Source organism: Pseudodesulfovibrio halophilus DSM 5663 (genome assembly GCF_059568665.1).
In genome coordinates, this window is the sequence record NZ_JCANTV010000016.1 from 24,105 (window position 1) to 42,744 (window position 18,640).

Genomic DNA, 18,640 nt, shown 5'->3' on the forward strand with positions numbered 1-18,640 from the left:
TGCGGTGAAGGGTTTCGTCAAAAGCATACTGCATTCCATTGCGGCGCGTCACCATGATTAGTCGCGTTATGGATGCTGTTCACCCGGTTGTCCTTTTCCCCTTTTGTGCTATCAATTGCGGTAATGATGGTTTTGTCTCCACAGCGTTCAAGGAGGACGTTTCGATGCCGGATTTGAGAATTTGGAGTCAGCAGGAACTGACCAAGCTGAAACGGGATATCGATCGGCTTTTCGATGATTTCTGTTCCGACTTCGATCTGCCGAGAACCGGGTCTTCGGTGGTCGGAGGAATACGTTTCCGAATGGACGACACGCGCCTTTATGCCCGGTTGCGCCTTCCGGAAGGCATGGACAGCGAGGACCTTTCGGTGAGCGTCAATGACGATGTCATGGTCATTGAGGGCAGGCACGAGATGTCCGGTCCGGGTGTCTCCGGTACTCAGGTCTTTCGCAAACGGGTGAGCCTGCCGTGCAGAATACGCCCGGAGGACGTGAAGGCTTCGTTTACGGAGAACATGCTCGAAATCGAGATGCCCCGCTGCGGTTGTTCCACCGTGCGCACCATTCGCATCGAAAAGGGATGAGGAGTTGCTATGCCCAAACGCAAGAAGACACCGAGTGTTCCCGTTGAAAGGCTTCGCCTGAGTTTCGACCCGAAACAGCTCGGGTTCAAGACCACGGACGATATTGAACCGCTTGCCGAGATAATCGGGCAGGAGCGGGGCGTGGAAGCCTTCCGCTTCGGCATGGGAATGCGTCGCAAGGGGTACAACATCTTCGTGACCGGGGAGCCGGGAACCGGAAGGCTCTCGACGGTTCGGCAGCTGCTCAAGAATCTCAACGGCGAGCGCGACACGCCCGACGACCTCTGCTACGTCAACAACTTCAAAAAGAAGGAGTATCCCATCCTGCTGCGTTTTGAGGCGGGGCAGGGGGGCAAATTCAAGAAGGCCATGCAGGAGTTCGTGGAGGCGGTCAAACGCGAGGCCCCGCAGCTTTTCGAGAGCGAGGAGTACATCCAGCGCAAGAACGAGATTCACGAGGCGCATGAAAAAAAGGTCATGTCTTTCTACAAGGCCATCGAAGACAAGGTTAAGGACACCGGCCTCGTGATGGTCCGCATGCAGATGGGACCGCACCAGCGTCCGGACATCGTGCCGCTGGTGGATAACGAGCCCAAGCGCATGATCCAGCTGGAGGAAATGGTTGAGAACGGCCGGTTCCCACGCGAGGAGTTCGAGCGGCTCAAGGAGCTCCGCGAGAAGATCAAGCACGAGGTCGACGACATCGTCCAGAACATCCGCGAGCTGAATCAGGAAGTGAACAAGAAGCACGATGAAGTGGACCGCCTGATGTTCCTGAATCTGGCCGAGGAATACATGGCGCCGGTGCGGGAGGAGTTTCCCGGCGAAAAGGTCGGTGACTACCTCGATTCGGTGCTGGAGGACATGGTGGAAAACCTCGACGTGCTCAAGAAGCTGGGCAAGTCGCAGCAGGGTCCCATGCCCGGAATGATGATGCCCGGCCCCGACCCCGACGCGCTCATGCGCCCCTACTCCGTGAACCTGCTGGTGGACAACTCCGAGCAGGAGGGGCCCCCGGTGATCATCGAGTCTTACCCCACTTACCGGAACCTCTTCGGCAGCATCGACCGTACCATGGAGCGTCATGGTGGCTGGCAGACCGACTTCAGTCGCATCAACGCGGGCAGCTTCGTCAAGGCCAACGGCGGCTATCTGGTGATCAACCTCATGGACGCGATCATGGAGCCGGGCGTCTGGCAGACGCTCAAACGTTCGCTCAAGACCGAAAAGATCGAGATCGAGACCTATGACCCCTATTATTTCATTACCGCCATAGGTCTGAAGCCCGAACCCATCGACATGGGGGTCAAGGTCGTGGTGCTTGGCGACAACAGGTTGTACCAGCTGCTCCGGTACTATGATCAGGATATGGACAAGATATTCAAGGTCCGCGCCGATTACGAGCCCTCGATGGACCGTGATGAGGACGCCGTGAAGCAGGTTGCCGGATTCATCCGGCACGAGGCGGAGCGCGACGGCCTGCGTCCCTTTGCCGCCAGCGGTGTTGCAGCGGTGCTCGAGCAGTCCGTTCGCATGGCGGGAAGGCAGGAGAAGCTGACGACCGCCTTCCCCAAGCTGTCCGACCTGCTGGCCGAGGCCGATCACTTCGCGAGCGTCGATGAAGCGGACACCGTTTCCGAAGAGCATGTCCGGCGAGCGTTGGAAGCCAGAATCCATCGCACCAACCAGATCGAGGAACGCATTCAGGAGATGATCGACAGAGGCAGCCTGTTCGTTGATACGGACGGCGAGAAGGTCGGTCAGGTGAACGGCCTCGCCGTATATTCGTTGGGTGACTACGCCTTCGGCAAGCCCTCGCGGATCACCGCCACCACCGGCATGGGCAAGGCCGGGATCATCAATATCGAGCGCGAGGCCGACATGTCCGGTCCCACGCACAACAAGGGCGTCCTGATCCTAGCCGGGTATCTGCGCGAAATGTTCGCACAGGACAAGCCCATCTCCCTTTCGGCCAGCCTCGCCTTTGAGCAGAGCTACGGAGGAATCGACGGCGATTCCGCATCGTCCACCGAGCTCTACGCCTTGCTCTCCAGCCTGTCCGGGGTCCCGCTCAGGCAGGATATCGCCGTGACCGGGTCGGTGAACCAGCGAGGCGAAGTTCAGCCAATCGGCGGCGTGAACGAGAAGATCGAAGGGTTCTATCTCTGCTGCAAACAGGCGGGGCTGACCGGCAATCAGGGCGTCATGGTGCCGGAAGCCAACGTAAAGGACCTCATGCTGCGTCCGGAAGTGGTCGACGCCGTGAAGGACGGCAAGTTCAATGTCTGGTCCGTGAAAACCATCGCGGAAGGTATTGAACTGCTTACGGGCGTGAAGGCGGGTACCCTGAACAAGTCGGGCAAGTACACGGCCAACTCCGTTTTCAGAAAGGTGAACGACAGGTTGCTGGAGCTGGCCGAGGGCCTGAGGGACTTCGGCAAGGGGCCGGACAACGATGACGGGAAAAGCGGCAAGAAAAGCGGAAAGAAAGCCTCCGGCAGAGCATGACGGCATCTCGACCGGGCCGCCTCAGGGCGGTCCGGTTTTTCCGTCTTTCCATACAGTGGTACCTCTGCTATCCATATGGGAACTACTACCGGAGGGTTTGATGAAACGTTTTCCAACGCTTATGCTTATCGTCGCGTCCCTGATGTTTGCCGGATGTCAGGCTCAAGTTTTCAAACAGAACATTCCTGTCAGCACCAACCCAATGGGGGCACAGATTCTCGTGGACGGCAAGCCTGCGGGCCAGACCCCTGCCAATGTGGAGCTCACCCGCAACAGCGACCATATTCTCACCCTTACCAAGCAGGGATACCGTCAGGAGGACGTGACCATCAAACGTCAGTATCAGGCTGACAGCACCATGCTGAACGCCGTGAACAAGGGCGTGCAGGACGGAAAGTTTTTCGATGACGCGTTCATGGGGGTCAACTCCGGCGTGGGCGCCATCGAGGAGCAGAAGTCCAGCGGCGAGGCCTACGTGCTCACTCCCTCCACCGTAAAAGTGCAGCTGACGCCCGTGGGTGGCGTGGCGCACTCCGGTTCTTCCCACGGTACGTCCCATGCCGCGGCTCCGTCCAAGGAGAAGGCCGACGCCTTGAGCGTCATGTCCGAATTCGACAATGAAGTTCTTGATCGGGTCCTTGAAAGCGGCAAGTCCGGCCAGAGCAGGAGCTGGAAAAGCCCCCAGAATCACTGGCACTTCAAGGTTGTGCCTCAGCCTGCCGAGACGATGCACGGCACCCCGGTCCGTAAGTTTTCGGTAGTGGCAACAAAAGATGGAAAACATCTCACGGGGGTTTACCCGGCGTACCGTGAGAACACCAACGACTGGCGCATCGGGTATCCGCATCAGGTGACGGGCGCTCCCGAAACCGCGCCTGTTGACGGCAAGAAGGCCTCCTTTGACGCGCTCAAGGCCGCAGCTGCGGGTATGGGCGACATCGGCGGCAGCAAGAAGGTCGGCGGTTCTTCGCACAGCAAGGAGTCCTTCGGCGAGGACGGCTCCTATTCCAAGACAACCTCCAAGAGTTCCACCTCCGTAGGCGCCTCCATCAACCCCGAGGGGGCCGTGGATCTGCTGGAGAAGCTCACCGAGGGAGAATAAACGTAAATGAAGTTCGATCTCCTCAGGCTCAACAGATGGCGCAAGCTAATCATTGTGGCTTTCATCGCTTCGCTGGCGCTCATGTATCTGGTGCCCACAGGCTACCATTTCCATATAGGACACGCGGTGCGGCTCTTTGTCGGCGCATTCGTGTTCTGGGTGGTGGTGGACCGGCTTTGAGGCTGACCTGTCGACAATGAAAGAAAAGCCCCCGTTCCTTTCGGAGCGGGGGTCTTGTTTTCTGGAGCCTTCAGGCAGACTTGAACTGCCGACCTCGTCCTTACCAAGGACGCGCTCTACCGCCTGAGCTATGAAGGCATTGTCGCGGGTAACCTTTTGAATCCCAGCCGGTTGTGATCCGTGATATGCTGGAATCGGCGTCACCCGATGCGGAGACATTGCTTAGGGAATTGCGGCGCGACTGTCAATGGAAAAATTGAATCCGGGCAACTGTTCGGCTCTTGCATACATGATTACCGCAAATAAATTCAGGCGCTTTGAAAAGTTATAATTACCCTTGTGCGGGTTTCAATCTACATTTTTCAAAAACTGAGGGGGAAATATGTGGAGAGAGTTAAGCATCAGGGTCCGCATCCTTATTCTGTTGGGGCTTCTGGTGGCCTCAACACTCATTGCTTGCGGGGCCTTCTGGTACGGGCTTGAACAGCTTTCGGCCAAGGGGACGCAGGAGGCTCGTCAGGCCATGATGAGCGGCTACGAGAGGACGCTCAAATTCTCTGTACAGTCCGTGGCCACCAAGGTGGCAGATGCCGTGTCGCAGGCAAAGGCCATCGGAAAGCCGCTGGACGTTGCTGTTCAGGAAGAACTCAAGGAAATTCGGTTCGGTGAGAACGGCTATTACTTCGCCTATGACACATCCGGCGTGAATGTGGCTCATCCCTTGCGGCCCAAGTATCAGGGGCAGAACCGCATGGGGAACAGGGACAAGAAAGGAAACGAGTATATCAGGGAGCTGGTCTCGAAGGCGCGGGACGGAGGCGGTTTCGTCACTTATTGGTTCTTCAAGCCAGGTGAGGATGAACCTTCTCCGAAACTTGCTTATGCCGAGATGATCCCCGGCACCGACTTCTGGGTCGCCACTGGCATTTATGTTGACGACATCGACAAGCGCAGCGCTGCCATCCAGAATGAATTCGAGAGTTTTACCGACAGCATGGTGTTGTGGATCGGCATTGGCGTGCTGGCTTTGCTTGCAATATTCATAATACCCATGGCGCTGTTCATCGCCTCCACAATCACCAAGCCGCTCTCGCGCTGCGTGGAGACCGCCGAGATCATCTCCGAGGGCGACCTGACGGTTTCGCTGGACGATGATTGCCGTGATGAACTGGGGCAGCTCTCCCGTGCGCTGGACAACATGCTCGGAAGGCTCCGCGATGTAGTATACAACGTGCAGCAGGGCAGCGACAGCGTCGCTTCCGGAGGTCAGGAGCTTTCCTCTGCCTCTCAGAGCCTTGCTCAGGGGGCGACGGAGCAGGCTGCTTCCGTGCAGGAAGTCTCATCCAGCATGGAACAGATGACAGCCAACATCTCTCAGAACGCCGAGAACGCAAAGCAGACCGAGTCCAGGTCCAGACAGGCGGCTCAGGACGCCGAAAAGGGCGGAAAGGCGGTCTCCGAGACCGTGACGTCCATGCGCGAGATTGCCGAAAAGATCAGTATAGTGGAAGAAATTGCGAGGCAGACCAACCTGCTGGCGCTCAATGCCGCCATCGAGGCGGCCCGCGCTGGCGAGCACGGCAAGGGATTCGCGGTGGTTGCCGCCGAGGTCAGAAAACTGGCCGAACGGAGCGGCGAGGCGGCCGGAGAGATCAGTGAGCTCTCTGCCAGCAGCATGAAGGTGGCTGAAGAGGCAGGTGGCATGCTCGCCAAGATGGTCCCGGACATCCAGCAGACTTCCGAACTCATGCAGCAGATATCAAGCGCCACGACGGAGCAGGAGACCGGAGCTTCTGAGATCAGCAGCGCCCTGCAGGGACTCGATACGGTAGTGCAGCAGAACGCGTCGGTTTCCGAAGAGGTTGCCTCCACCTCCGAAACCCTCTCTGCTCAATCCGAGCAGCTGCAGCGGACCGTCGGTTTCTTCAAGCTCGGAAAGACCGGCTCTACGGTCGTTTCCTCAAAGGATTCAGGGAGGACTGGCACCCCTCAGCGGCGTGAGAAGAAAACAAAGAAGCAGGATGTCAAAGGCAGTCTGCCCGCCGGCGGCAAGGAACTGGATATGGGCGGCGACGAGGAGTTCGAGCGCTTCTAGCTTGAAGAAGTCCTCGTCAGCACGCTGATTGTTTCGGCAGGCGAATCATGATTGATAAATCCGCGCCCCCCTTTCAAAAGGGAGGCGCGGATTTTCGTGGTCATGGCTAATGCTCAGTAAGTCCTCAGAACCATGTCCTCGTAGCTCTGGCGCCACGCTTTCGGGTGGATGGTGATGCCTTGCTTGAGGTGGCCGACGGCCATGAGCATGGGAATCCAGTATATCTCGGGAATGTCGAATTCCTTCCTGACGCCGTCGTGGTCGAACCCGTCCATGGGGTGGGTATGCAGGCCGTAGTGGCTCGCCGTGTACATTACTGACATGGCGAAGAGTCCGGTATTCTTGTTGGCAAACGCCTGCATGGCCTCGTCGTCGCGCCCGTAGAGGGCCTGTGTCACGCCGGCGAACCATTCGCGCTGGTCTGAAGTCATCTTTCCGGATTTGACGTTGTCCTCGAACACGCTGCGCATGGTCTGGTTGTCAGGCCGCCAGCCGCTCCTGTCCGCGAGGAACATAAGGATGACCGGCGCCTCCGTGACCTTGGGCTGGTCGAACGCCAGCTTCCTGAGCGATGCCTTCTTTTCGGGATCGCGGAACACGATCACTTTCCACGGTTGCAGATTGTAGCTCGAAGGTGCCTTGACCGCCTGCTCCAGGATGGTTTTCAGCGTCGCATCGTCGACGTCTTTTCCCGGGTCGAAATGGTTGATGGCTCGCCTGTTTTTAAGAATCGCCTCGAAATCCATGACCTTCCCTCCATATTCGGAAATGGTTTGCATTCAGATGTTATGACCATGCGGGGGACACTGTGAGCATGGCTTTCCGCCTACAAGAATCCAGACGCAAGTTGCACCATATCACCATGGCGGGGTTATTGTCACCGGAGCATTTGCATCGTGACCTGCATTTCGATTTATCTGCCGTAACGAATCCACCCGGTTGACAGATATGAGCCTGCCTGTATGCTAGTGGATTCGGAAAAAACCAAAGAAGAGAGGTTTTCAATGCTGTATCACAACATACCCGGAACCGATCTGGAAGTGTCCCGAATTGCACTGGGAAGCTGGGCCATCGGAGGCTGGATGTGGGGCGGAACCGATGAGAGGCAGTCCATCGAGACCGTCCACGCCGCCCTGAGTAAGGGCGTGAATCTCGTGGACACGGCCCCGGTCTACGGCTTCGGAACCTCGGAGGAGATCGTCGGCAAGGCGTTGAAGGAGTACTCCGGAGCGGAAAAGGTCTACCTCTCCACCAAGGTCTGCCTTGACTGGACCGAGGATCATAGGGTTTACCGCAACGGCTCCCGTGACAGGATCATGTACGAGGTGGAGCAGTCCCTGAAGCGGTTGCAGACCGACTCCATCGACATCTACTATGTGCACTGGCCCGACCCCACGCGGCCCATCTCAGAAACCGCGTCGGCGATGTACGAACTCTTCGAGCAGGGCGTGATCAAAGCCGTGGGCGTCAGTAATTATACGCCGGATCAGATGGAGGAGTTTCGCAAGGAATGTCCGTTGCATCTGTGTCAGCCGCCTTACAACATCTTCGAGCAGGGCGTCGACGCGGACATCAAACCGTACTGCGAGCGAAACGACATCTCGCTCATGACGTACGGTGCGCTTTGTCGCGGCCTGCTCACCGGCAAGATGAGTAGCGATACCGGTTTTGAAGGTGACGACCTGCGCAAGGTGGACCCGAAGTTCAGCGAGCCGCGCTTCAGCCAGTATCTGAAGGCCGTGGACAAGTTGCAGGAACTTTCCGAATCCAAATTCGACAAATCAATTCTTGCCTTTGCGGTCCGCTGGATTTTTGAAAAGGGCGTCCCCATATGTATCTGGGGTGGGCGCAAACCGAGCCAGATGGACCCCATCGACGACATCATTGATTGGTCCATGGACGGCGCGGTGCTGTCCGAAGTGCAGTCCATCCTCAACGAATGCGTGGAAGCTCCGGTCGGCCCTGAGTTCATGGCGCCGCCGACGGGGCTGCAGAAGTAGCAGGCAGACGCGGAAGCAATGAAGCAAAAGAGCCGCCCGCAATATTGCGGGCGGCTCTTTTGCATGAAACTCCGTGTGAGTCTCCCTTATGAAAAGACAAAGGGACCGGATTTCTCCGATCCCTTTTGGGGTGGTCTTTTTTCTGGTCGGGATGAGAGGATTTGAACCTCCGACCCCTTGAACCCCATTCAAGTGCGCTCCCAGACTGCGCTACATCCCGACGCGGGTTGTCTATCTATGTGTACACGCCGCAGATGTCAACTGTTTTTGAAAGTTTTTTTAACTTTTCCCGTTTTTATGAGGGCTGGAGGCTCGTGCGGTAAATATCGAAAATATAATTAATTGCTAAGAACAGGGGGCGTAACGTTGGAAGTAGTGGAGATTCTAAAAATTGCGCGGAGGGCATATGTTCAAGAACCTGAAACTGGGAATCAAACTGGCGCTGGGATTCGCCCTGGTGCTCATCCTTGCCGGTGTGGTGGCGGTCATAGGGTACACCGGGCTCTCGAATGTGCAGAGCCGGGTTGAAAAGGCCGACGATGCAAACCGTCTGGTTCGATACATCCTGCAGGCACGAGTACAGGAAAAGAATTACATGCTCAGAGGCGGCACGGAAGCGCTCGAAAAGCATGAGACCATCCTCAAAGAAATCATGCGGCAGACGGCCGAAACCACGGACAAGCTGAATGTGCAGGAGCATAGGCAACAGATTTCCCGCGTTCAGGCAGGAGGCGAGAAATATCGCGAAGCGTTCCAGAGGTTCGTTGCTCTGGCCGAGAGGAAGGACAAGGCGATGCAGCGAATGCGTGCCAATGCCCGCGACGCCCTTTCCAGTACGGACAGCTTCCGGGCCCGGCAGCAGAAGGCTCTTGATCGAATTCTGGCCGGCGGCGTGACTTCCGGTGCCGCAGCCGATGAGGCGAGGACTAGGGCTGATGACGCGGACCGGATGATCGAGTGGTTCCTTGAGGCGCGGAAAAATGAAAAAGAATTCATCATTTCCGGGGAGCGTAAGTATCTGGACGACAACCTTGCCGCGGTGGACGGCCTTCTGGCCGTGGCCGAAGATTTGCGGACTCAGGCTGTGACGCCCGAGGCGCGTGCCATGGTTGATGAAGTCTATACCTCTCTGACCGACTATCAGGAAGCATTCAACACCTTTGTGGAGCTTACCGCCGAGCAGGGGCGAATGGAGGAGCGCATGATCTCGCTGGCACGCGAGGCGCAGCGGATATGCACCGAAGCGAGAGCCCAGCAGAAGCAGTTGATGCAGGACGACATGGAAAACGCCAATATCATGATGCTGTCCGGAACGGCCCTGGCGTTTGTCCTCGGTATCCTCGCCGCCGTGTTCCTGACCCGGTCCATTACCCGGCCGATCAGTCAGGGCGTGCGTTTCGCCGGTGCCATGGCGGAAGGGGACTTCACCAGCCATCTCGACATCGACCAGAAGGACGAGATCGGTGTGCTGGCCGGTGCGCTCAACAGGATGGTGCGCAAACTGCGAAATGTTGTGGGTGATGTGCGGACGGCTACGGACAACGTGGCATCAGGCAGCGAAGAACTTTCCGCGGCCTCTCAGACTCTCTCGCAAGGAGCCACCGAACAGGCTTCCTCGATTGAGCAGATATCGTCCTCAATGGAGCAGATGGGCAGCAACATCAAGCAGAACGCCGATAACGCTCAGCAGACGGAAAGCATCGCGAACGAAGCTGCGAGAAATGCACAGGATAGCGGTGAAGCGGTCGGAAAAACCGTCGAAGCCATGCGCAACATTGCGGAGAAGATATCCATCATTGAGGAGATCGCGCGGCAGACCAACCTGCTGGCGCTCAACGCCGCCATTGAGGCCGCCCGGGCCGGTGAGCATGGGAAGGGTTTTGCCGTCGTGGCCGCCGAGGTAAGGAAGCTGGCGGAGCGAAGCGGTCAGGCGGCCGGTGAGATAGGCGAGCTGTCGACCGAAAGCGTCGATGTTGCCGAAAGTGCCGGGCGGATGCTCGAGGAGCTCGTGCCCAATATCAGAAAGACTGCGGAGTTGGTGCAGGAGATAGCTTCCGCCAGCGCCGAACAAAGCTCGGGAGCCCAGCAGATTAATGACGCAATCCAGCAACTGGACACGGTCATTCAGCAGAACGCTTCCGGCTCGGAGGAAATGGCTTCGACCAGTGAGGAACTGGCTGGACAGGGACAGATGCTTCAGCAGGCCATGTCCTTTTTCCGCGTTGGGGAAGCGGGCTCCGGCAGCGGTCGAAAAGCGCAAAGGGCGCTGGCATCAGGTAGCGTTCAAAAGGGTGATTCGAGGGCAAACGGAAAGGCATCCCGTCCAGCGAACAGTGCCGTCCCGAAGTCTTCCGAACCCGGTAGCGGGGTTTCATTACAGCTGGATGACAATACCGACTTTGAGAGATTCTAACAGGGTGGACTCAATGTGAAGCGGATGGTATCTAGAGTTCATAGCTTTTGTGGAACCATCCCAAAGCCAAGCGACGGAGGGGTCAAATGAACGACGAAGTGCTCAAGGATATCAATCAATTCCTGACGTTTACGTTGGGCAAGGAGATCTTTGCCCTTGATATTGGTACTGTTCGCGAGGTCCTTGAGCTGACCTCCATCACCAAGATTCCGCGTACGCCCGTATTCATGAGAGGCGTTATAAATCTTCGCGGTCATGCAGTTCCGGTAGTGGACATGCGCCAGAAAATGGGCATGTCGCAGGGTGAAGACACTGTCGACACCTGTATAATCATTGTAGAAATAGAGTTCGACGGCGAGCTGACCGTTATGGGAGCTCTCGTGGATTCTGTGCGCGAAGTTTTTGAAATGGCTCCTGACACCATCGAGCCCGCTCCGAAGATGGGTGCTGCGGTGAACGCAGAGTACATCAAGGGGATGGGACGTCAGGACGGCCAGTTCATCATCATTCTGGATATCAACAAGATATTCAGCGCCGAAGAGCTCGCCATGGCCCGTGAAATGGCAGGCGAGAAGTCGGACGATCAGGAAGAAGCCGCCTAGGCGGTTTTGGCAATGCGACAAATCAAGCCCCTTTCCCTGTCAGGGAAAGGGGCTTTCTAGTGTCTTCCACGTGACGATCGGATGATCGCCCTCTACCGGAATTCTCCGTCCAGCAGCAGGTGCGAGAAGTATCCGACCGTGAATGCGGTGTAGAACTGCAGGAATGGCGTGATATCGGTTGGATCGAAGAGCAGTACAGGAATGAGGATAATTGGGAGCGGGACGACGAGCATGGCCCACCAGGTGTGGGTCCAGCCTCTATGTGACCCGATGGGAGGCAGCATAGCCAGAAAGCCCAGCCACGAGGCCCAGATGTAGTATTTCTTCAGGATCAGGCCAAGGTCCACTGCTGCAAAGATCAGGTAGAACAGGTTCTGCCCTTTCGATTCTGTGTCGGTATCGGGGAAGAGGGCCCCCATGAGGCAAAAGCCCATGAGTCCGGCGATCAGCAGCGGGTTCATGTGCAGCAGGCCGAACATGACGGCCCCGGTGGCGCACATGCCGCCCACGAAGATTCCTCCGGCGAGATGTCCTTTGTATCCGGGCATGCGCGGCAGATTAGCCGTAAGCGGGTGCCACCGCAAGCTTGTACTTCAACCACTTGAAATATAGCCTTCCACTTTTCTTCAACCTCTCTTCATATCAAATAACCCCTGGAAGCATAAGTTCACCCCCGCCGTTTATCCTGCACACCCACCTACCATCCACCCGCGCGAAGCGCCGCCAAAAGATTCTGGAAGGGGGATGGGGAGTCCGAGGGGAAGGGGGAAACCTCTTTGGCAAGAGGTTTCCCCCTTCCCCTCGGCCGCCGGAGGCCCAAAAAAAAAGGGACTCCCATCAGGGAGCCCCTTTTATACATATTCTTGTAGGCAGCTACATGGCGCCGTGCTTTTGAAGTTCGTCAATCTGTCTGTCGACTTCCTTCTGGAGCTTCTCGGGCAGGCCCATGACATCGGTGTTGAGGAAACCGCGCACGATGGTGGAGGTGGCTTCGTCTTCGTCAAGGCCTCTGGCCATGAGGTATTCGATTTCTTCCTGAGCAATCTTGCCGACCGAGGCCTCGTGGGAGAGTTCCACGCCTTCGAGGGTGCCGTCGAGTTCGGGGATGGCCCAGATGCGCCCTTCCCCGAGGATGAGGCCCTGACATTCGAGGTGGCCTCTGGAGGGCACGTGGTTGGCGCCGATGTGGCCGCGGTTGATGATGGTGCCGCCGGTGGAGATGGTGCGTGCGATGATTTCGCAGCGAGTGTCGGGGGCGTCCATGACCACGCGGTTGCCCATGTCGAGGTGTGAGCCTTCGGGGGCCACGACCACGGAGTTGAAGCGTGCGCGCGCTCCCTCGCCCTTGAGGGTTATGCTGGGGTACATCTGCAGGTCTTTCACCGGCTTCATGAGGATGTAGTTGTTCAGCAGCACGCCGCCTTCTTCGACAACGCCGGCGGAGCGGGGCCGAACGGCCACGTTGCTTCCCCAGTTGTGCACCATGGTGAAGGTGAGCTTTCCGCCTTTCTTCACGTAAAACTCGGAGATGCCGAAATGTGCGCCGCTGGTGGTGTCGTGGGCTACGGAGCAGCCGGTGATGATGTGCAGTTCCGAGTTTTCCTCGACCACGACGATGTTGTGGACATTCTGGCCGACCTGATCGGCCTTGAGGAAGAGACAGGACTGCACCGGCTTCTCGACCTTGGCACCCGGCTTGGTGCGGATGAAGTATCCGCCGTGGGTGTTCTCATAGGTGTTGCGGGTGTATTCGTCCTTGTCCTTGTCCACCAGCTGCCAGCGGTATTCCGGCAGGCCGTCGTATTTCTCGATGGCGTCCTTGATGTCGAGAATCTCGACACCGGGGTCGGTGGACTTGCAGTGGACGTTGGAGTGGTCCATCTGGAGGAACGAGCCGCTCCTGTTGGCGTCGTCCACGTCCACGCCGGACATGATCAGCGTTTCCTTGTCCTGCGCGTCGAGCGTGCCGAGATCGTCGATCTTCTCGCGGTCATAGCCCTTGAACTTGTAGTCGGTAAGTTTGAATTTATCGCTCATGGTCGTCTCCGTTCCGGCTTATTTGAGGCAGCGGACGCATTCCTGATATCCGTAGGTGCGGATGTGCTCCAGAATGTCGCGGGGGCGCGCCTCGCAGCAGAGGTGTCCGTTGTAAAGCACCTGTCCGCGGTCCGCGTTGACGTAGTCGAGGATGTAGCCGGTGTGGGTGATGATCAGACCGGAGGTCTTCGACTGTTCCTTGATCTCCTTCAGCGACTGGTCGGGGCGCGCGTCAATGCGTCCGTCCAACAGCTGGCGGCAGACCTTGCCGATGAGCTGCATGTTTTCGAGGTCCACGCCGGACTCGGGTTCGTCGAAAAGCACGAGGCTGGGGCGCTGGGCCATCAGCTGCAGCAGTTCGGAGCGCTTGATTTCGCCACCGGAGAAGCCGGCGTTGATGTCGCGGTCCAGGAACTGCTCGAAGTTGACTTTCCTGGAAAGGGTTTCCACGTCCACCTCGTCGCCCTGTCCGCACATCTGCACCAGATGGCGCGTGCGCAGACCGTGAATGGTCGGCGGACGCTGGAAGGACATGCCGACGCCGAGGCGGGCGCGTTCGTAGGTGGGGGCGTGGGTGATGTCCTCGCCCCTGAAGGTGATTTTGCCTTTGGTGACGGTGTATCCGGCAAAGCCCATGAGGGTCATGAGCAGGGAGGTCTTGCCCGAGCCGTTGGGCCCGAACAGGATGAAGGTCTCGCCTTCCTGAATCTCCAGGTTGAGACCCTTGAGAACCTCTTTGTCGCCGATATTTACGTGAAGATCTTCTATCTTGAGCATTGGGGTTTCCTCGTTTTCATACCTTGCGGCTTACGCAAAGGGTGGCATACTTGAGCCGGCCTGTTAAGTCCAGTGTGAAATATCTTTGATCAGCCGCTCGGAAGGGAGAGCGTTTGCGACCGGCAGGCGAATGCGGTAAACACTACGCGTCCGGTGATGCCGGGCTACAAGTGAACAGGAGCCAGACTCATGGGAAAGAAGAAAAAACGCGTCGGTTCGCTCGATGAACTCGGCAAGTTGAAGATAGAGCCGGAAAAGCCCAAGGATTATGCTTCCGAACTGCTGGAAAAGGGCAGGAAAAAGCGGCAGAAGAACTATGCCGAGGAGACCGAGGTTATCGAGGAAGAACAGCAGCCGGACGAGGCCGACCTGTTCTTCAACGCCATGCAGGGCGTGGACACCCTTGAAGGCAAGGGCCGCGAGGTTGCGCCCGCCAAGCAGCAGGTGAGCAAGCCCGTTGCCAAGGACCCCGAAAAGCAGGCGCTGGACGACTTTCTCAAGGGCAACATCGAGTTTGAGCTCGAGAACACCGAGGAATACATGCACGGCTATGTGCGCGGGCTGGACAGCAAGATATTTCAGCAGCTCAAGGCCGGAACCCTCAGTCGCGAGGCACATCTGGACCTGCACGGGATGAATTCTGAGCAGGCATACGACTCACTGCTGTTCTTCGTTCGCGAAAGCTACCTCCAGGGCAAGCGATGCGTGCTCATCGTCACCGGGAGAGGGCGCAACTCGCCTGGCGGCATGAGCATCATCAAGCAGGAGGCTCTGGGCTGGCTCACCCGCGAGCCGCTGCGGCGCATCGTACTGGCCTTCTGTACGGCTCTGCCCCGCGATGGCGGGGGCGGCGCCATGTACGTGCTGCTGCGCAAGCAGAAGAAGCTCAAGGGCAAGGTTCAGTGGGATAAACAGATGAACTGGGATTTCTGATACTGCGGCCACTCACGAAAAGCGGGCCGGATTCCATATGGAATCCGGCCCGTTTTTTGTGAGAAACAGTTTGGCCTTATGCGTCGAGAATCCGTTCGAATTGCTCGAAAGTCTTGTTTAGCTCGAATCTTTCGATGACTCGTTGCCGTCCGGCCTCTCCGAGCTCTTTTCTCAGGGAGGCGTCTGCGATGAGGGTGTCCAGCTTGTCGGCCAGCGATGTCGCGTTTCCGGGCGTTGCGAGCAATCCGGTTTCCCCGTCCGAAACCACCTCGGGCATGGAATTGGCGTTGAAAGCCACCACCGGAAGCCGGGCGGTCATGGCTTCCACCATGGCGTAGCCGAACCCTTCCCAAAGGGAAGGGAGGGCGAAAATATCGAGGGAGCGGTTGAATCCTTTGATGTCATCGGTGAATCCGAGGAATTCCACCACATCCGCCACTCCGTACTCTCTGGCTTTTGCCTTGAGTTCATCTTCCAGTTCGCCGGTTCCGGCTATGAGAACCCGGATGTTTCTGCCGCGCTCCCTGAGCTTTGCCGCAGCCTCTATGAGCAGGGCCTGTCCCTTCTGCGCGGTGAGCCGTGCCGCGTTGCCGATGATGATTTCATCGCCTTTTCGTTCCACCAGCGGCTCGTCGGGCTGTGCGTCGAACGCGGCCACGTCGAAGCCGTTATAAAGGATATGGGTCCGTTCGCGAGGAATGAGGTCCGGGTTTGCAGAGAGCACCTGACGCCTCGTTTCCTCCGAATTGCAGATGAGCTTGGTGATAACGTGTCGAAATAGGTACCGATTCAGGGCAGTGTTTCGCGTCGGCAGGGCGATGCCGCGACGAAAGATGACCTCGCGCACTCCGGCGCTTCGTGCAGCTATTCCACCGGTCTTCAGGTCGGAAGGCAGTGCGGTGAACACGGTGTCGACACGGTTCTTCTTAAAGAATCGCTTGAGCTTTTCCCGCGTTACCGGATTCAGGAAGCTGAGGTTCCCGAGTCCCATGCGCAGCACCTCAATGTCGCGCTCCTGCTCCAGTCGGTCGCCTAGCTCGCTCGGGGCGTTGCAGACGGCGCACACACGGTAGCCCTTTTCGCGCAACAGTCTGGCGTATTCGTGATTCCATTTTTCTCCGCCGCCCCACGGCTTGTTGCCGTTGAAGAAGCAGATGCTTTTCTCTCGCATCTATGAAAGCGCCTTTCTGGTCATTTCCGGTATTTCGCGCAGGCTGCGGCATACGTAGAAGCCCGCGTCGAGCATTGTTTGAATCTTGCCGCCGATGCCGCCCTTCCTGTCGAGGATGGCCCCGGCGTGTCCGAGCCGCTTGCCCGGGGGAGCGGTCTGCCCGGCGATGAAGGATATCACTGGCTTGTCAAAGCCCGTGTCCCTGACGTAGCGCGCCAGCTCCTCTTCGGCCTGTCCGCCGATCTCGCCAAGGACGAGCACAGCTTCCGTGGGCGCATGGTTGCGCAGCATCTCGAAGATGTCCGCGAAATCCGTGCCGATGAAGGGGTCGCCGCCTATGCCGATGCCCAGCGACTGGCCCATGCCCGCGTCCGTGAGCCGCTGGGCGGCTTCGTAGGTCAGCGTGCCCGAGCGGGACAGGATGGCCACCGGACCCGGTGTGAAGGGCTTCACGGGCATAATGCCGATCTTGACCTGTCCGGGCACGATAATGCCGGGCGTGTTCGGTCCGATGACGCGCGTGGGGGTCTCCCGAATCGCGTCGAAGGCCTCCATCATTTGATGCTGGGTGATGCCCTCGGTGATGCAGACAGCCCACGGAATGTGGTTGAAGCCTGCCTCCATGACCGCGTCCGCCGCCATGGCGGGCGGTACGAAAATGATCGAAGCGTGTACCTCGTGATGTCGCAGGGCCTCGGCCACCGAGTCGTAGACGGGAACGCCGAGCACTTCCTGACCGCCCTTGAACGGGGTCACGCCCGCCACCACATTGACGCCGTACTCCTGCATGAGCCGGGTGTGCAGCTGGCCTTCGCGGCCGGTGATGCCTTGTACGAGGACCGGGGTGCCCGCGTCAATATCGAAGAAGCATTCTGAGACATACCCTTGGTCGTTGGTCAGGGCGCGTCCTTGGCCACCCACGGGCTCGGGGTATTCGACGGTTGATCTTCCTTCCGACTTGAGGCTCCTGAGGGCCTGCATGGCTTCTGCCATGTTTGTCGCGATGTGCAGCCCTTCAGCGTCAAGGGAACGCAGAATTTCCAGCGCGCTCTCGGAGTCCTTGCCTGACATGCGCGCCACCACCGGTTTCTGCGGTGGTTTGCCGCCCAGTGCGCCTTTGAGGGCCAGTGCGACTTTTTCGCAGGACAGAATGCCCCCGAAGAGGTTGATGAAGATCGCTTCCACTGCGTCGTCGCCGAAAAGCAGGTCCATGGCGATTTCCATGCGCTTCTGATCCGCCCCGCCGCCGAGGTCGAGGAAGTTCGAGGCGGGCAGCGAGGAAAAGTTCAGCAGGTCCATGGTGGCCATGGCCAGCCCCGCGCCGTTGACCATGAGGCCGACCCAGCCCGGCAGCTTGACGAACGACAGTCCGGCCTCACGGGCGCGATTCTCCTCTTCCGAGACGTGCTCGGGCTGGTAGTATTTCTCCATCTCGGCGTGAAGGTCCACGAAGTTGTCGTCCATCTTGACCTTGCCGTCGAGGGCGACGAAGTCTCCCCCTCGCGTGATGACCAACGGATTGATCTCCGCAAGCAGTAGCCCGTAATCCAATACGGCGCGATAGAGCATGTGCAACAGGCGGGAGAATTCCTTGAATGACTCGCGCTCCAGCCCGAGATGGAAAAAGGCGGCTCGCATCTGGTTGGGACGCGGGCCGCCTGGCAGCTGTATTTCCTGAACAAGAAGGTTGTCTTCGCCGAGTTGCTCTATGTCGACGCCTCCCTGCCTTCCCACCGTGAGCAGCAGGCAACGTCGCTCCCGGGAGACGGCGAAGGAGAGGTAGAACTCTTTTTGTATGTCGGCGGCGGGCTCCACGCGGATGAGCGGTACGTGATCGCCCTTGATGGTCAGGTCGAAAATCCTGTTGGCCGTAGCGGTGAATTCCTTTTCGTCATCCACGCGAAGGATGCCCCCGGCCTTGCCCCGTCCTCCGGCAAGGACCTGAGCCTTGAGAAACCAGGGCATCGAAAAACGGGGTCGTTTGCCTTCGGCTTCGGAAGGAGTGATGGCGATACCCTGCGGGACCGGAATCCCCGCCTCCTCAAACAGCAGCTTGCTTTGGTGCTCGTTCAACAGCATGTGGCGTCCCCGTGCGAGATTTAAGTGATTTTCCGCGAAACATTAGGTGCTTTGCCATGTTTTTTCAACGGAAATGTTCGGATTGACTGGGTGATCAGCCGAATTATCGTCGGAGAGGGTGTCGATTTGGGTGAAATGGTTGACCCGAGGGACTGAAGG

15 protein-coding genes and 2 tRNA genes are annotated in these 18,640 nt (G+C 58.1%); 9 read left to right on the forward strand and 8 right to left on the reverse strand.

Annotated elements, in window-relative coordinates:
* The first annotated feature begins 164 nt into the window (after positions 1 to 164).
* From BR24_RS15530 to BR24_RS15545, 4 genes are all read left to right on the forward strand, one after another.
* A complete protein-coding gene (locus BR24_RS15530; RefSeq protein WP_496542391.1) occupies positions 165 to 584 on the forward strand; it encodes an Hsp20/alpha crystallin family protein in 420 nt (139 codons plus the stop codon).
* A 9-nt stretch (positions 585 to 593) separates the two neighbouring features.
* Complete coding sequence (locus tag BR24_RS15535; protein WP_496542392.1) at positions 594 to 3,092, forward strand: Lon protease family protein; 2,499 nt, start codon at positions 594 to 596, stop codon at positions 3,090 to 3,092.
* A gap of 142 nt (positions 3,093 to 3,234) precedes the next feature.
* Complete coding sequence (locus BR24_RS15540) at positions 3,235 to 4,194, forward strand: PEGA domain-containing protein (RefSeq protein ID WP_496542477.1); 960 nt, start codon at positions 3,235 to 3,237, stop codon at positions 4,192 to 4,194.
* A gap of 6 nt (positions 4,195 to 4,200) precedes the next feature.
* Positions 4,201 to 4,374, forward strand: coding sequence for a hypothetical protein (locus BR24_RS15545; RefSeq protein WP_496542393.1), 174 nt, complete (start codon positions 4,201 to 4,203; stop codon positions 4,372 to 4,374).
* Positions 4,375 to 4,436: 62 nt separating this feature from the next.
* On the opposite strand, the gene BR24_RS15550 is transcribed toward BR24_RS15545, so the two are convergent.
* Positions 4,437 to 4,512 (reverse strand) — tRNA-Thr (locus BR24_RS15550).
* A gap of 244 nt (positions 4,513 to 4,756) precedes the next feature.
* On the opposite strand from BR24_RS15550, the gene BR24_RS15555 reads away from it, so the two are divergent.
* Positions 4,757 to 6,469, forward strand: coding sequence for a methyl-accepting chemotaxis protein (locus tag BR24_RS15555; RefSeq protein ID WP_496542394.1), 1,713 nt, complete (start codon positions 4,757 to 4,759; stop codon positions 6,467 to 6,469).
* A gap of 113 nt (positions 6,470 to 6,582) precedes the next feature.
* Here BR24_RS15555 and BR24_RS15560 read toward each other — a convergent pair whose 3' ends face one another.
* A complete protein-coding gene (locus BR24_RS15560; RefSeq protein WP_496542395.1) occupies positions 6,583 to 7,215 on the reverse strand; it encodes a nitroreductase family protein in 633 nt (210 codons plus the stop codon).
* A gap of 258 nt (positions 7,216 to 7,473) precedes the next feature.
* On the opposite strand from BR24_RS15560, the gene BR24_RS15565 reads away from it, so the two are divergent.
* Positions 7,474 to 8,469, forward strand: a complete 996-nt coding sequence (locus BR24_RS15565) for an aldo/keto reductase (protein WP_496542396.1) — start codon at positions 7,474 to 7,476, stop codon at positions 8,467 to 8,469.
* Positions 8,470 to 8,612: 143 nt separating this feature from the next.
* Here BR24_RS15565 and BR24_RS15570 read toward each other — a convergent pair.
* Positions 8,613 to 8,689 (reverse strand) — tRNA-Pro (locus tag BR24_RS15570).
* Positions 8,690 to 8,875: 186 nt separating this feature from the next.
* Here BR24_RS15570 and BR24_RS15575 point away from each other — a divergent pair.
* Together BR24_RS15575 and BR24_RS15580 are read left to right on the forward strand one after the other, a co-directional pair.
* Positions 8,876 to 10,882 (forward strand): HAMP domain-containing methyl-accepting chemotaxis protein, encoded by a 2,007-nt coding sequence (locus tag BR24_RS15575; protein ID WP_496542397.1) that lies wholly within the window; start codon positions 8,876 to 8,878, stop codon positions 10,880 to 10,882.
* An 86-nt stretch (positions 10,883 to 10,968) separates the two neighbouring features.
* Entirely contained in the window at positions 10,969 to 11,484 is a 516-nt protein-coding gene (locus tag BR24_RS15580; protein ID WP_496542398.1) for a chemotaxis protein CheW, read from the forward strand.
* Between the two features lie 92 nt (positions 11,485 to 11,576).
* On the opposite strand, the gene BR24_RS15585 is transcribed toward BR24_RS15580, so the two are convergent.
* From BR24_RS15585 to BR24_RS15595, 3 genes are all read right to left on the reverse strand, one after another.
* Complete coding sequence (locus BR24_RS15585) at positions 11,577 to 12,032, reverse strand: metal-dependent hydrolase (protein ID WP_496542399.1); 456 nt, start codon at positions 12,030 to 12,032, stop codon at positions 11,577 to 11,579.
* Between the two features lie 325 nt (positions 12,033 to 12,357).
* The gene (locus BR24_RS15590) at positions 12,358 to 13,521 is read right to left on the reverse strand and encodes a SufB/SufD family protein (protein ID WP_496542400.1); all 1,164 of its coding nucleotides are present in this window, start codon (positions 13,519 to 13,521) and stop codon (positions 12,358 to 12,360) included.
* Positions 13,522 to 13,539: 18 nt separating this feature from the next.
* The gene (locus tag BR24_RS15595) at positions 13,540 to 14,298 is read right to left on the reverse strand and encodes an ABC transporter ATP-binding protein (RefSeq protein ID WP_496542401.1); all 759 of its coding nucleotides are present in this window, start codon (positions 14,296 to 14,298) and stop codon (positions 13,540 to 13,542) included.
* A 189-nt stretch (positions 14,299 to 14,487) separates the two neighbouring features.
* On the opposite strand from BR24_RS15595, the gene BR24_RS15600 reads away from it, so the two are divergent.
* Complete coding sequence (locus BR24_RS15600) at positions 14,488 to 15,231, forward strand: Smr/MutS family protein (RefSeq protein WP_496542402.1); 744 nt, start codon at positions 14,488 to 14,490, stop codon at positions 15,229 to 15,231.
* 76 nt (positions 15,232 to 15,307) lie between these two features.
* Here the strand turns inward: BR24_RS15600 and BR24_RS15605 are convergent, their stop codons facing one another.
* Positions 15,308 to 16,402: a glycosyltransferase family 4 protein gene (locus tag BR24_RS15605; protein ID WP_496542403.1), complete on the reverse strand. Its 1,095-nt coding sequence runs from the start codon at positions 16,400 to 16,402 to the stop codon at positions 15,308 to 15,310.
* Positions 16,403 to 18,481 carry a succinate--CoA ligase subunit alpha gene (gene sucD / locus BR24_RS15610; RefSeq protein WP_496542404.1) on the reverse strand — a complete coding sequence of 693 codons (2,079 nt, stop codon included), beginning with the start codon at positions 18,479 to 18,481 and terminating at the stop codon, positions 16,403 to 16,405. It abuts the gene before it with no gap.
* Positions 18,482 to 18,640: the final 159 nt, after the last annotated feature.

What these genes read in the sequence shown, in the direction of transcription:
- BR24_RS15530 (WP_496542391.1), top strand. Translation starts at nt 165, where the DNA reads ATGCCGGATTTGAGAATTTGGAGTCAGCAGGAACTGACCAAGCTGAAA.
- BR24_RS15535 (WP_496542392.1), top strand. Translation starts at nt 594, where the DNA reads ATGCCCAAACGCAAGAAGACACCGAGTGTTCCCGTTGAAAGGCTTCGC.
- BR24_RS15540 (WP_496542477.1), top strand. Translation starts at nt 3,235, where the DNA reads ATGTTTGCCGGATGTCAGGCTCAAGTTTTCAAACAGAACATTCCTGTC.
- BR24_RS15545 (WP_496542393.1), top strand. Translation starts at nt 4,201, where the DNA reads ATGAAGTTCGATCTCCTCAGGCTCAACAGATGGCGCAAGCTAATCATT.
- BR24_RS15555 (WP_496542394.1), top strand. Translation starts at nt 4,757, where the DNA reads ATGTGGAGAGAGTTAAGCATCAGGGTCCGCATCCTTATTCTGTTGGGG.
- BR24_RS15560 (WP_496542395.1), bottom strand. Translation starts at nt 7,215, where the DNA reads ATGGATTTCGAGGCGATTCTTAAAAACAGGCGAGCCATCAACCATTTC.
- BR24_RS15565 (WP_496542396.1), top strand. Translation starts at nt 7,474, where the DNA reads ATGCTGTATCACAACATACCCGGAACCGATCTGGAAGTGTCCCGAATT.
- BR24_RS15575 (WP_496542397.1), top strand. Translation starts at nt 8,876, where the DNA reads ATGTTCAAGAACCTGAAACTGGGAATCAAACTGGCGCTGGGATTCGCC.
- BR24_RS15580 (WP_496542398.1), top strand. Translation starts at nt 10,969, where the DNA reads ATGAACGACGAAGTGCTCAAGGATATCAATCAATTCCTGACGTTTACG.
- BR24_RS15585 (WP_496542399.1), bottom strand. Translation starts at nt 12,032, where the DNA reads ATGCCCGGATACAAAGGACATCTCGCCGGAGGAATCTTCGTGGGCGGC.
- BR24_RS15590 (WP_496542400.1), bottom strand. Translation starts at nt 13,521, where the DNA reads ATGAGCGATAAATTCAAACTTACCGACTACAAGTTCAAGGGCTATGAC.
- BR24_RS15595 (WP_496542401.1), bottom strand. Translation starts at nt 14,298, where the DNA reads ATGCTCAAGATAGAAGATCTTCACGTAAATATCGGCGACAAAGAGGTT.
- BR24_RS15600 (WP_496542402.1), top strand. Translation starts at nt 14,488, where the DNA reads ATGGGAAAGAAGAAAAAACGCGTCGGTTCGCTCGATGAACTCGGCAAG.
- BR24_RS15605 (WP_496542403.1), bottom strand. Translation starts at nt 16,402, where the DNA reads ATGCGAGAGAAAAGCATCTGCTTCTTCAACGGCAACAAGCCGTGGGGC.
- sucD (WP_496542404.1), bottom strand. Translation starts at nt 18,481, where the DNA reads ATGCTGTTGAACGAGCACCAAAGCAAGCTGCTGTTTGAGGAGGCGGGG.